This window comes from Pseudomonas sp. Sample_22 (assembly GCF_004307635.1).
In the GTDB taxonomy this organism is placed as follows: Bacteria; Pseudomonadota; Gammaproteobacteria; order Pseudomonadales; family Pseudomonadaceae; genus Aquipseudomonas.
This window is the reverse complement of record NZ_RCNY01000085.1, coordinates 60774-72922: the sequence shown is the minus strand read 5'-3', so window position 1 is coordinate 72922 and position 12149 is coordinate 60774. Positions and strand designations below refer to the sequence as shown.

At 59.6% G+C, this 12149-nt stretch carries 11 protein-coding genes and 1 tRNA gene; 4 read left to right on the top strand and 8 right to left on the bottom strand.

The features are described 5' to 3' along the window. Positions 1-69 precede the first annotated feature (69 nt). The 3 genes from queE (at position 70) to D8U73_RS23265 (ending at position 1550) form a co-directional block, all read left to right on the top strand. Complete coding sequence (queE, locus tag D8U73_RS23275) at positions 70-717, top strand: 7-carboxy-7-deazaguanine synthase QueE (RefSeq protein ID WP_056852655.1); 648 nt, start codon at positions 70-72, stop codon at positions 715-717. Between the two features lies 1 nt (position 718). Then, positions 719-1411: a 7-cyano-7-deazaguanine synthase QueC gene (gene queC / locus D8U73_RS23270; protein ID WP_056852654.1), complete on the top strand. Its 693-nt coding sequence runs from the start codon at positions 719-721 to the stop codon at positions 1409-1411. Positions 1412-1474: 63 nt separating this feature from the next. After that, positions 1475-1550, top strand: a tRNA-Lys gene (locus D8U73_RS23265). Positions 1551-1563: 13 nt separating this feature from the next. Here D8U73_RS23265 and D8U73_RS23260 read toward each other — a convergent pair. Next, the gene (locus tag D8U73_RS23260; RefSeq protein WP_130905893.1) at positions 1564-1743 is read right to left on the bottom strand and encodes a hypothetical protein; all 180 of its coding nucleotides are present in this window, start codon (positions 1741-1743) and stop codon (positions 1564-1566) included. Between the two features lie 80 nt (positions 1744-1823). On the opposite strand from D8U73_RS23260, the gene nadA reads away from it, so the two are divergent. Continuing rightward, a complete protein-coding gene (gene nadA, locus D8U73_RS23255; RefSeq protein WP_056852653.1) occupies positions 1824-2882 on the top strand; it encodes a quinolinate synthase NadA in 1059 nt (352 codons plus the stop codon). Positions 2883-2955: 73 nt separating this feature from the next. Here nadA and D8U73_RS23250 read toward each other — a convergent pair whose 3' ends face one another. The 7 genes from D8U73_RS23250 to D8U73_RS23220 all read right to left on the bottom strand — a co-directional run bounded on the left by D8U73_RS23250 (position 2956) and on the right by D8U73_RS23220 (position 12078). Further along, entirely contained in the window at positions 2956-3444 is a 489-nt protein-coding gene (locus D8U73_RS23250) for an RDD family protein (RefSeq protein WP_056852652.1), read from the bottom strand. Positions 3445-3539: 95 nt separating this feature from the next. Further along, the gene (locus tag D8U73_RS23245) at positions 3540-3752 is read right to left on the bottom strand and encodes a cold shock domain-containing protein (protein WP_003175786.1); all 213 of its coding nucleotides are present in this window, start codon (positions 3750-3752) and stop codon (positions 3540-3542) included. 402 nt (positions 3753-4154) lie between these two features. Further along, positions 4155-5279: a glycine cleavage system aminomethyltransferase GcvT gene (gene gcvT / locus D8U73_RS23240; RefSeq protein ID WP_056852651.1), complete on the bottom strand. Its 1125-nt coding sequence runs from the start codon at positions 5277-5279 to the stop codon at positions 4155-4157. A gap of 36 nt (positions 5280-5315) precedes the next feature. Then, positions 5316-6692, bottom strand: a complete 1377-nt coding sequence (locus D8U73_RS23235; RefSeq protein ID WP_056852650.1) for an L-serine ammonia-lyase — start codon at positions 6690-6692, stop codon at positions 5316-5318. 202 nt (positions 6693-6894) lie between these two features. Further along, on the bottom strand, positions 6895-9747 hold the full coding sequence (gene gcvP / locus D8U73_RS23230; protein ID WP_056852649.1) for an aminomethyl-transferring glycine dehydrogenase: 2853 nt from the start codon (positions 9745-9747) through the stop codon (positions 6895-6897). An 11-nt stretch (positions 9748-9758) separates the two neighbouring features. Further along, entirely contained in the window at positions 9759-10142 is a 384-nt protein-coding gene (gene gcvH, locus D8U73_RS23225) for a glycine cleavage system protein GcvH (RefSeq protein ID WP_056852648.1), read from the bottom strand. A gap of 427 nt (positions 10143-10569) precedes the next feature. Beyond that, positions 10570-12078 carry a sigma-54-dependent transcriptional regulator gene (locus tag D8U73_RS23220; RefSeq protein ID WP_056852647.1) on the bottom strand — a complete coding sequence of 503 codons (1509 nt, stop codon included), beginning with the start codon at positions 12076-12078 and terminating at the stop codon, positions 10570-10572. Positions 12079-12149: the final 71 nt, after the last annotated feature.

The following is a 12149-nucleotide window of genomic DNA, read 5'->3' as shown; positions in this document are numbered from 1 at the left end:
ATTGCCGGGGTTCCTTGAAGTGCCTGACGGAGGCGGACAGCCTGTTTAGCTGTTACGCCCGTGGCGACTATGCAAGACACATTGAGAATTACCGAAGTTTTTTACTCGTTGCAGGGTGAAACGCGGACGGCTGGCCTGCCCACAGTTTTTGTGCGCCTGACCGGTTGCCCTCTGCGTTGCCAATACTGCGACAGCGCCTATGCCTTCACTGGCGGAACCATCCGCACGCTCGACGATATCCTCGAGCAGGTTGCCGGTTACCGTCCGCGTTATGTCTGTGTCACGGGCGGCGAGCCCCTGGCGCAACCCAACGCCATCCCGTTGCTCAAGCGTTTGTGCGACGCCGGTTACGAAGTGTCACTGGAAACCAGTGGCTCTATCGACATCTCGGCGGTAGATTCCCGGGTCAGTCGCGTTGTCGACCTGAAAACTCCGGGTTCGAAGGAAGCGCATCGCAATCGCTATGAAAACATCGAGCTGCTGACGCCGAACGACCAGGTGAAATTTGTCATCTGTTCCCGCGAAGACTATGACTGGTCCGTATCCAAGCTGATCCAGTATGGTCTTGACCAGCGCGCTGGTGAGGTCCTGTTTTCGCCAAGTCACCATGATCTGAATGCTCGGGATCTTGCAGACTGGGTGGTGGCGGATAATCTGCCGGTACGCTTGCAATTGCAGCTGCACAAGTATCTTTGGAATGACGAGCCGGGGCGCTGAGATGACTGAACAACTGAACACTACGGAAAAACGTGCGGTTATCCTGCTTTCCGGTGGCCTGGACTCGGCAACCGTCGTAGCCATGGCGCGTGCCGAAGGTTATCGCTGCTACACCATGAGCTTCGACTACGGTCAGCGGTCTCACGCCGAACTGTACGCGGCCGAACGTGTCGCCCGGGATTTGGGGGTGATCGAGCACAAGGTCATCGGTCTCAATTTCAATGGCATGGGCGGCTCGGCGCTGACCGACACCAGCATCGATATTCCAGAGGAGTTGGGCGAAGGCATTCCGGTGACTTACGTGCCAGCGCGCAACACGGTTTTCCTGTCACTGGCGTTGGGCTGGGCTGAAGTGCTCGGCGCACGCGACATCTTCATCGGTGTCAACGCAGTGGATTACTCCGGCTACCCGGACTGCCGTCCCGAGTTCATCGAGTCATTCGAGCGCATGGCCAATCTGGCGACCAAGGCGGGTGTAGAGGGCGATGGCTTTCGCATTCAGGCGCCGCTGCAAAACCTCAGCAAAGCGCAGATTGTCCAGGCTGGCACCCAGCTTGGCGTCAACTACGGCCTGACCGTTTCCTGCTATCAGGCTGATGATGAAGGCCGTGCATGCGGCAAGTGCGACAGCTGCCGGCTGCGTGCTGAAGGCTTTGCGGCGGCCGGAATCAGCGATCCAACACCTTATTTTTGATTTTTTTTAAAATAGGTGTTGAATAGTCCTTAAAAATCAGTATTATACGCGCCACCACACAGCGGGTCGTTAGCTCAGTTGGTAGAGCAGTTGGCTTTTAACCAATTGGTCGTAGGTTCGAATCCCACACGACCCACCATTTTCAAGCTGTTTTAAAAGTCTGGAAGGCCCACGAAAGTGAGGATTTCCGGATTTTTTTTTGCCCGCGATTTGTGTTTGCCCAAGCCTTGGGCTGCACCGAACTGACGCAAGTCAGAATCATCTTTTGCATCCACCGGATATTCTGTAGCCTTGCGCAGCTTCAACGCTGTCCGTGCCTGATGAATACTCAATTTCCCGGCGGTACCCTGAAGGGTCCGGAGCCGGGTGTATACTCGACTTTCGCGCGAATGCGCCTGCAGGTCTTGCGAACATGACGCAGATTTCCGAACGCCTTCTGGTTCAAGCCCACCTCGACGCCAAGCAGCCCAAGCCGCTGACCGCGCAAGAGGAGGCCCATTACCGTGCCGCCATCGCTGCCGAGCTCAAAGCTCAGGACGCAGTGTTGGTGGCTCACTTCTATTGCGATCCGGTCATTCAGGCCCTGGCCGAAGAAACCGGTGGCTGTGTCTCCGACTCGCTGGAGATGGCCCGCTTCGGCAATGCTCACCCGGCCAAGACCGTAGTGGTCGCCGGTGTGAAATTCATGGGCGAGACGGCCAAGATCCTCAATCCCGAAAAGCGCATCCTGATGCCGACACTGGAGGCGACCTGTTCGCTGGATCTGGGTTGCCCGGTCGATGAGTTTTCCGCCTTCTGCGACCAGCATCCAGAGCGCACGGTCGTGGTTTATGCCAACACCTCGGCGGCGGTCAAAGCCCGGGCGGACTGGGTCGTGACCTCCAGCTGCGCACTGGAGATCGTTGAAAGCCTGATGGACAACGGTGAAACCATCATCTGGGGGCCGGACAAGCACCTGGGCACCTACATTCAACGTCAAACCGGTGCTGACATGTTGCTGTGGGACGGTGCGTGCATCGTTCACGAGGAATTCAAGTCCAAGCAGCTCGAAGACATGAAGGCGCTGTATCCGGATGCGGCGATCCTGGTGCACCCTGAGTCTCCAACCTCGGTCATCGAGTTGGCGGATGCTGTGGGTTCGACCAGTCAGTTGATTGCGGCGGCACAGACCCTGCCGAACAAAACGCTGATCGTCGCGACCGATCGCGGCATTTTTTACAAGATGCAGCAGTTGTGCCCGGACAAGGTGTTCATCGAGGCGCCTACAGCGGGTAACGGCGCCGCATGCCGCAGTTGCGCACACTGCCCGTGGATGGCCATGAACACCCTTGAGCGCACGCTCAAGAGCCTGAAGGAAGGGACGAATGAGATCTTCGTCGACCCGGCCCTGATTCCTCAAGCGATTCGCCCGTTGAAGCGGATGCTCGATTTCACTCAGGCGGCGCGGATGAAACTGGCCGGTAACGCTTAAGATACTCCCGCCAACTAAAAAACTGTGGGGAGCGAGCAAGCTCGCTCCCCACAGTGGTTTCTGTGTCGGAAAATTATTTGGTCTTCTTCGGAATGCGCACAAGCTGGGTGTCGGAGTAGATGTCATGCCAGCTGCGTTGCTGCTTGTCGAACAGCGACCAGATGAACCCCAGGCCCACACACAGCAGCGATGCGATCGACACCACAAAGCGCAATAGCGCCTGCCACAGGCTGATGGATGATCCATCGGCATTCTGTACGCGGATACTCCAGACCTGCATCCCCAGGGTCTGGCCGGAGTAAGTCCAGAACTTGGCGAAGAAGCCGAACAGTACAAAAAACAATACGGTCGAGAGCAGCGGGTCGCCATCCAGTGCGCCGGATTCGGTCAGGGTGCGCATTTTCTCTTCGCCGATGATCGCCATCTGAATCATCTTGTAGATGCCGCTGGTGACGATCAGCAGGGCCGTACACAGCAGGAAGTCATAGAACATCGCTGCCAGGCGACGACCCAGGCCCGCGGCAGGAAATTCGCCCTGGGGCTTCAGCAGGTGTTTCGACATGGCGGGCTCTCGGTGTAAAAAGAAGCCATTTTACGGATTTACGCGCACAAAAAAGCCCCCGATGTCAGCATCGGGGGCTTTTTCGTTACAGAAGATTAGGCTTCTGCTTGTACTTCATCAGCCTGCATGCCTTTCTGGCCCTGCACGGCGACGAAAGTCACTTTCTGGCCTTCTTTCAGGCTCTTGAAGCCGTTGCCCTGGATGGCGCGGAAATGCACGAACAGATCCGGACCGCTTTCAGGAGTGATAAAACCAAAACCTTTCTCGTCGTTAAACCACTTGACGGTACCGCTCTGACGTTGGGACATTTCTTATTTCCTTTGACGCAAAAATTAATGACAGTCTCCTTCTCATGAAAGAGTACTGGGGCTGGTTGCAGGAGAGTAAGAAGACGTCGAACGGGATGTAGCTAACTTGTAGGCTACTGCCCAGGTCACGATTCCAAGCGACCCATGCAAACACAGTGAACAAACTCTACGCCAACTACGGGAGAAAAAACAAGCCCTGTGAAAGGCCCGGATTTGCTCACGTTGACGGCCTGATATGCCAACTAGTGCTGGCTTATGCGACAGAGCTGTTCAATTGTTTTCGATCGTTATAAGCAAAGTTCATAATCGAAGCTTAAAGCCAAACGATGCACTATTTTATGGCAGTTGCGTTACACATTAGTGCGTTTTAAACGCAACTGCGTTACTTATAGGAACAGTCAATCAGCCGCGGTAGTAGCGTTGTGGAACAAATGGCATTTTGCTTACAAGCAAAGCCACCTTTTTCCCACGAACAATCGCCCAGACGGGTGTATCGATCGCGACGTACGCGCTGTCGATGTAACCCATGGCCAATGGCGCACCCAAGGTTGGCCCGAAACCACCACTGCAGACGCTGCCGATGATCTCGCCGGCTTCGTTGACGATCTCTGCCCCTTCGCGCACTGGCGTCCGTTCCTGCGGTAGCAGGCCGACACGTTTGCGGCTGACTCCGCCCTGTTGCTGGGCGAATACGGTTTCAGCCCCCGGGAAACCACCGGCACGCGCACCGTCGGCCCGACGCGGCTTGGAAATGGCCCACAACAGGCTGGCTTCGATGGGGGTGGTGTCGGTGTTCATGTCATGGCCGTACAGGCACAAGCCAGCTTCCAGGCGCAGGGAGTCACGCGCGCCGAGGCCAATGGCTTCAACTTCCGGTTCCGCCAGCAGTGCGCGGGTCAGGGCTTCGGCGTTGGCGGCCGGCACGGAAATTTCGAAACCGTCTTCGCCGGTGTAACCCGAGCGGCTGACAAAACAGTCCACACCCAGCAGTTTTACCCGGGCGAACTGCATGAAGGTCATCTTCGCCACTTCCGGTGCCAGACGTGCCAGTACCGTCACGGCCGCCGGTCCTTGGAGGGCGAGCAGGGCGCGCTCCTCGAACAGTGGCTCGATGGTGCACTGCTCGCCAATGTGCTTGCGCAGATGCGCCAGGTCTTGATCCTTGCAGGCAGCGTTGACCACCAGGAACAGTTCGTCGTTACCCAGGTTGGCGACCATCAGGTCGTCGAGGATGCCGCCGCTTTCGTTGGTGAACATTGCATAACGCTGCATGCCCACGGGCAAGTCGATGATATCCACCGGAACCAGGGTTTCCAGGGCCTTGGCGGCATTGGCGCCGGTCAGGCGAATCTGGCCCATGTGCGACACATCGAACAGACCGGCCTGATCGCGGGTGTGCTGGTGTTCTTTCATCACGCCCAAGGGATATTGCACAGGCATGTCATAGCCGGCGAACGGCACCATGCGCGCGCCGAGTTCGATGTGCAGAGCATGCAACGGGGTTTTCAACAGTTGTTCGGTGGACATATTCAGCTCCTGAAGAAGAGTGCAGATGAGCGCGCATCAGCACTCGATAATGTTGACCGCCAAACCGCCACGGGCGGTTTCCTTGTATTTGCTTTTCATGTCGGCGCCGGTCTGGCGCATGGTGCGAATGACCTTGTCGAGGGAAACGAAATGTTGACCGTCACCACGCATGGCCATGCGCACGGCATTGATGGCCTTGACCGAACCCATGGCATTGCGTTCGATACAAGGCACTTGCACCAACCCGCCAATCGGGTCGCAAGTCAGGCCGAGGTTATGTTCCATGCCGATTTCCGCGGCGTTTTCGACTTGCTGCACGGTGCCGCCCAGGACCTCGCACAGGGCACCGGCCGCCATTGAGCAGGCGACGCCCACTTCGCCCTGACAGCCGACTTCGGCGCCGGAGATCGAGGCGTTTTCCTTGTACAAAATGCCGATGGCCGCCGCGGTCAGCAAAAAACGCACGACGCCGTCGTCATTCGCGGTCGGGATGAAGCGCATGTAGTAATGGAGGACGGCAGGAATGATCCCGGCTGCACCATTGGTGGGCGCAGTGACGACGCGTCCGCCGTTGGCGTTTTCTTCGTTGACCGCCAGGGCGTACAGGTTGACCCAGTCCAGCACCGAGAGCGGGTCACGCAAGGACGATTCCGGGTTTTTGCACAGCTGCCGATGCAGCGCGGCGGCCCGGCGCTTGACCTTCAAGCCTCCGGGGAGGATGCCTTCGTTGCGGCAGCCGGCGGCGACGCAGTCCTGCATGACCTGCCAGATTTTCAGGAGGCCGGCACGGGTCTCCGCTTCCGGGCGCCAGGCGCTTTCGTTGGTCAGCATCACCTGGCTGATGGACAAGCCGTAAGTGGCGCAGTGACCGAGCAGTTCCTTGGCGGTTTTGAAGGGAAATGTCAGGGGTGTGGCGTCTTCGACGATGCGGTCGGCGCCGGCGGCGTCTTCGTCGACGACAAAACCGCCGCCGACCGAGTAGTACTCGCGGCTGCGGATTTGCAGCCCGGCTGCGTCGAATGCACGGAAAATCATGCCGTTGGGATGGTAAGCCAACGGTTTGCGAATCATCGCCAGGTGTTCTTTTTCATTGAATGCAATGCTGTGTTCGCCGAGCAGGTTCAGCTGTCCGCTGCCACGAATGGCTTGCAGGCGTGCGGCCACGGTTTCGGTGTCGACGGTGTCCGGGTGTTCGCCTTCCAGCCCCAGCAGCACGGCTTTGTCGCTGCCGTGGCCTTTACCGGTGGCGCCGAGTGAACCGTACAGCTCAACTTTGACGCAGGTGGTCGCGGCCAACAGTTTTTCGCGGCGCAAGCCTTCGACGAAACGCGCGGCTGCGCGCATCGGACCGACGGTGTGGGAGCTGGAGGGGCCGATGCCAATCTTGAACAGGTCGAACACGCTTAAAGACATGGTTGTTCTCCGGTTTCTTGTTATAGGAGTTGGCGGAATTCAGGCGTGATGCATTCCTTGTGGGAGCTGGCTTGCCAGCGATGGCGATGGATCAGGCAGCAAAAATGTCGACTGACCCACCGCTATCGCTGGCAAGCCAGCTCCCACAGGGTTTTGTGGTGTTCTTAAACGCGGGGGCGAGCAAACCCGCCCCCTCATCTGATTAAGCGTAGCTTTCGATCGACGGGCAGGCGCAGACCAGGTTGCGATCGCCGAACACGTTGTCGACACGACCGACCGGTGGCCAGTATTTGCCTTCGATCAGCGAGGCAACCGGGTACACCGCTTGTTCGCGGCTGTACGGGTGCGACCACTCACCGACCAGCTCCGCCGCCGTGTGCGGGGCGTTTTTCAGTGGGTTGTCGTCCTTGTCCAGGGTGCCGTTTTCCACCGCGCGGATTTCTTCACGGATGCGGATCATGGCGTCGCAGAAGCGGTCCAGTTCTTCCTTGGATTCACTTTCGGTCGGCTCGATCATCAAGGTACCGGCCACCGGGAACGACATGGTCGGGGCGTGGAAGCCGAAGTCGATCAAGCGTTTGGCTACGTCATCAACGCTGATGCCGCTGCTGTCTTTCAGCGGACGCAGATCAAGGATGCACTCGTGCGCCACCAGGCCGTTGCTGCCGGTGTACAGCACTGGGTAGTGCTCTTCCAGGCGACGGGAAATGTAGTTGGCGTTGAGGATCGCCAGCTGCGAAGCACGCTTCAAGCCTGCGCCACCCATCATGCGAATGTACATCCAGGTAATCGGCAGAATGCTTGCGCTACCGAACGGTGCCGCGCAGACCGCGCCTTCCTTGCGTGCCATCTGGGCGTGGCCCGGCAGGAACGGAGTCAGGTGCGATTTCACGCCGATCGGGCCGACGCCCGGGCCGCCACCGCCGTGCGGGATGCAGAAGGTTTTGTGCAGGTTCAGGTGCGAGACATCGCCGCCGAACTTGCCTGGCGCGCAGAGGCCAACCATCGCGTTCATGTTGGCGCCGTCGATGTACACCTGGCCGCCGTTGTCATGAATGATGCCGCAGATTTCGCGGATGCCTTCTTCGAACACGCCGTGGGTCGACGGGTAGGTGATCATCAGCGCGGCGAGGTGTTCGCGGTGCTCGATGGCCTTGGCGCGAAGGTCTTCGATGTCGACGTTGCCACGGGCATCGCAGGCGGTGACGACAACGCGCATGCCGGCCATTTGTGCGGTGGCCGGGTTGGTGCCGTGGGCCGACGACGGGATCAGGCAGATGTCGCGACGGTCTTCGCCACGGCTCTGGTGGTAGGCGCGAATCGCCAACAGACCCGCGTATTCACCTTGGGAACCGGCGTTCGGTTGCAGCGAGATCGAGTCGTAACCGGTGGCGGCGCAGAGCATCGCTTCGAGTTCGTCGGTCAGTTGCTGATAACCGGCGCTTTGCTCGGCCGGGGCAAACGGGTGCAGGGCGCCGAATTCAGCCCAGGTCACCGGGATCATTTCACTGGCAGCATTGAGCTTCATGGTGCACGAACCCAGCGGGATCATGGTGCGATCCAGGGCCAGGTCTTTGTCGGCCAGCTTGCGCAGGTAGCGCATCAGCTCGGTTTCCGAGTGATAGCGGTTGAACACCGGATGGCTGAGGATTGGCGACTGACGTACCAGGGTGGCCGGGATGGTGCTCTGCACCGAGGCGGCGAGGGCGGCGAAGTCCGGCAGGGTCTTGCCGTTGGACAGCAGGCTCCACAGGGTTTCAACGTCGGCCTGGGTGCTGGTTTCGTCAAGGGACAGGCCCAGACGTTCAGCGTCGACGACGCGCAGGTTGATCTGCTGGGCGCGCGCCTGATCGTGCAGTCTGGCGGTGTCGGCGCCGGTATTGATCGTCAGGGTGTCGAAGAAGTTTTCCTGTTCGACGTTCAGCCCCAGAGCGGTCAAGCCCTTGGCCAGGATCGCGGTCAGGTGATGGACGCGATTGGCGATTTGGGTCAGGCCTTTAGGGCCGTGGTAAACAGCGTACATGCTGGCGATGTTGGCCAGTAGCACTTGCGCGGTGCAGATGTTGGACGTGGCCTTCTCGCGGCGGATGTGTTGTTCGCGGGTTTGCATGGCCAGGCGCAGGGCCGGCTTGCCGAAACGGTCCACGGAAACACCGACCAGACGGCCCGGCATGTCACGCTTGAATGCGTCTTTGGTGGAGAAGTACGCCGCGTGCGGGCCACCGAAGCCCAGCGGTACGCCAAAGCGTTGCGCGCTGCCGATGGCCACGTCGGCGCCGAATTCGCCCGGCGGGGTCAGCACGGTCAGGGCCAGCAGGTCGGCGGCCACGGCCACCAGAGCGTTGGCGGCGTGGAAGCGCTCGGTCAGTTCGCGGTAGTCGAACACGTCACCGTTGCTTGCCGGGTACTGCAGCAGGGCACCGAAGAACGGCGTCACGTCGGTCAGTTCACGCTCGTCGCCAACCACCACGTCGATGCCCAACGGCTCGGCACGGGTGCGCAGCACGTCAAGAGTCTGCGGGTGGCAATGCGCGGAGGCGAAGAATTGGTGGCTGCCTTTGTTCTTGCTCAAGCGTTTGCAGAAGGTCATGGCTTCGGCAGCGGCAGTGGCTTCGTCGAGCAGTGAAGCGTTGGCGATCGGCAGGCCGGTGAGGTCGCTGATCAGAGTCTGGAAGTTCAGCAGCGCTTCGAGACGGCCTTGGGAAATTTCTGGCTGGTACGGGGTGTAAGCGGTATACCAGGCTGGATTTTCCAGGAGGTTGCGCAGGATCGGCGACGGCGTGTGGGTGCCGTAGTAACCCTGGCCGATGAAAGTCTTGAACAGCTGGTTCTTGCCGGCGATGGACTTGATCAACGCCAAGGCATCGGCTTCGCTCAGACCGTCTTCCAGGCCGAGTACGCTGGTGCCCTTGATGCTGTCGGGAATCACGCTGGCGCTCAGGGCTTCCAGGGAATCGAAGCCCAGGCTGTTGAGCATGGCTTGCTCGTCACCGGCGCGCGGGCCGATGTGACGGGCGATGAATTCGTTGGCGGTCGTCAAATTGATTTGCGTCATGTCAGTGCTCCTCAGGCTTCGGCTTGGGCTTTGATCAGGCGGTCGTAGGCGTCCTGATCCAGCAGTTGGCCGACAGCGTTGGCGTCGCTTGGCTTGAAACGGAAGAACCAGCCTTCGCCCAGCGGATCTTCGTTGACCAGCTCAGGGCTGCTGTCCAGCGCCGGGTTGACTTCCAGCACTTCGCCGTCCAGCGGCATGTACACGCCACTGGCGGCTTTTACCGATTCCACGGTGGCGGCTTCGGCGCCTTTGTCGTAGGACTGCAGCTCAGGCAGTTGTACGAAAACCACGTCGCCCAGGGCGTTCTGGGCGAAAGCGGTGATACCGACTGTGACGCTGCCGTCAGCTTCGGTGCGCAGCCATTCGTGATCTTCAGTAAAACGCAACTCGCTCATGGAAACTCCTAAGGGGCCAGACTCGTCTGGTGGACGCGATTGAATGCTTGGGCGATGCCCTGGTTATGTGCGTCTACTTAGCAAGAATACGGCCAATGTTGTTTTTCTTATTTGGATCAATGATTTAGCGGGATTCGGAGTTCCAGGGTGAGGGGGCGCTGTAGCGAAATCGATACGGCAATTATCAAGGATAAAAGCTGAGGTGGATCAAAGCCTTGCGCAGCCGTGATCGGGGCGGAGTGTAGCGATATCGTTCCGCTGTAGCGCTTTCAGTACAGGTGGAGGTCGCTTTTGAATAGATCGTTCCCACGCTCTGCGTGGGAATGCCTCTTGTGACGCTCTGCGTCACGCTGTGGGACGCAGAGCGTCCCGGGCTGCATTCCCACGCGGAGCGTGGGAACGATCATCAAACGATCAATCAAACGCTCTACGGCTTATTGGGGATGCCGTACTTGCGCAACCGATGAGCGATGGCGGTATGCGAGGTTTGCAGGCGGCTGGCCAGTTGGCGGGTCGAGGGGTAGCTGACGTAGAGTTTTTCCAGCAGGTTTTTCTCGAACGCGTCCATGGCCTGTTCCAGGCTGTCGACGTCCTGATCGCTCTGGCGTGCCACCGAGGTGCCGGCGATGTCGAGGTCGCCGATGTCCACCAGGCTGCTTTCGCAGATGGCGGCGGCGCGGAAGATTACGTTTTGCAGTTGCCGCACATTGCCCGGCCAGCGGTTGCCGAGCAAAGCCGGATAAGTGCCCGGCGCCAGGCGACAGACCGGACGCTGGATTTGGGCGCACGCCTGCTGCATGAAATAGCGGGCCAACAACAGGATGTCCTGGCCACGTTCGCGCAGCGGCGGCACTTCGACATTGAGCACGTTGAGCCGATAGAACAGGTCTTCGCGAAACAGGCCTTCGCTGACCATTTTTTCCAGGTCGCGGTGGGTCGCACTGAGGATCCGTACGTTGACCTTGACCTCGCGATCACCGCCCACCCGCCGGAAGCTGCCGTCGTTGAGAAAACGCAGCAATTTGGCCTGCAAGTACGGCGACATCTCGCCGATCTCGTCGAGAAATACCGTGCCTTGGTTGGCCAGCTCCATCAGCCCCGGCTTGCCGCCCCGTTGCGCGCCGGTGAAGGCGCCGGGTGCATAGCCGAACAGCTCGCTTTCGGCGAGGTTTTCCGGCAAGGCCGCACAGTTCAACGCCAGAAACGGCGAGCTGTGCCGCGCACTGATGGCGTGACAGGCGCGGGCCACCAGCTCCTTGCCAGTACCGGTTTCGCCCTGGATCAACAGCGGCGCATCGAGGGCCGCCACCCGTTGTGCGCGGACTTTGAGCGTGCGAATGACCGGCGATTCACCCAGCAGCGCATCGAAACCTTCGGCGTGGTCGTGGTGCAGCGCCGACAGCCGTTCGCCAATGCGATTGGGTTGATAGAGGGTCAGCAACGCGCCAGCGTCGGTGATGGGCGTGGCATCCAGCAATAAAGTCTGGCCGTTGACCGTGATTTCGCGCAGCGGCAGACGAAAACCGTGTTCGAGCAGGGCGTCGAGCAACGCCGGATCGGAAAACAGCTCGGCAATGCTTTCACCGGCCGGTTCGCGACCGTACAGGGCGATCAATGCCGGGTTGGCCAGCAGCACTTTGCCGGCGCTGTCCAATGCCAGCACCGGGTCAGTCATGGCCGCCAGCAACGCATCGAGCTGCAGGTGTCGGCGCTGGCCGGGCAGGATGTCGACCACGGTGACCGCTTGCACGCCGCGCACGCTGAACAGCGCATCCCGTAACTCTTCGAGCACTTGCGGGCTCAGGGTCGGCGCGTCGATATAGACGTTGGGCGGGACCATTTCCACCGCATCCAGATTGAGATTGCGCCCACCGAGCAGGGCCAGGACTTCCTGGGTAATGCCGACGCGGTCGATGAAGCTGACGTGGATACGCATGGGACGCTTTCGGGTTCTGGATTACGGAGGGTGGCAAGTATGCCTTGGAGCAGAGGTAAGGTGAAATCCAG

Bases quoted from the DNA above. Each gene is read 5' to 3' on its own strand.
- queE (WP_056852655.1), top strand. From the start codon at position 70: ATGCAAGACACATTGAGAATTACCGAAGTTTTTTACTCGTTGCAGGGT.
- D8U73_RS23235 (WP_056852650.1), bottom strand. From the start codon at position 6,692: ATGTCTTTAAGCGTGTTCGACCTGTTCAAGATTGGCATCGGCCCCTCC.
- D8U73_RS23220 (WP_056852647.1), bottom strand. From the start codon at position 12,078: ATGCGTATCCACGTCAGCTTCATCGACCGCGTCGGCATTACCCAGGAA.
- gcvP (WP_056852649.1), bottom strand. From the start codon at position 9,747: ATGACGCAAATCAATTTGACGACCGCCAACGAATTCATCGCCCGTCAC.
- D8U73_RS23245 (WP_003175786.1), bottom strand. From the start codon at position 3,752: ATGTCCCAACGTCAGAGCGGTACCGTCAAGTGGTTTAACGACGAGAAA.
- D8U73_RS23250 (WP_056852652.1), bottom strand. From the start codon at position 3,444: ATGTCGAAACACCTGCTGAAGCCCCAGGGCGAATTTCCTGCCGCGGGC.
- nadA (WP_056852653.1), top strand. From the start codon at position 1,824: ATGACGCAGATTTCCGAACGCCTTCTGGTTCAAGCCCACCTCGACGCC.
- queC (WP_056852654.1), top strand. From the start codon at position 719: ATGACTGAACAACTGAACACTACGGAAAAACGTGCGGTTATCCTGCTT.
- gcvT (WP_056852651.1), bottom strand. From the start codon at position 5,279: ATGTCCACCGAACAACTGTTGAAAACCCCGTTGCATGCTCTGCACATC.
- gcvH (WP_056852648.1), bottom strand. From the start codon at position 10,142: ATGAGCGAGTTGCGTTTTACTGAAGATCACGAATGGCTGCGCACCGAA.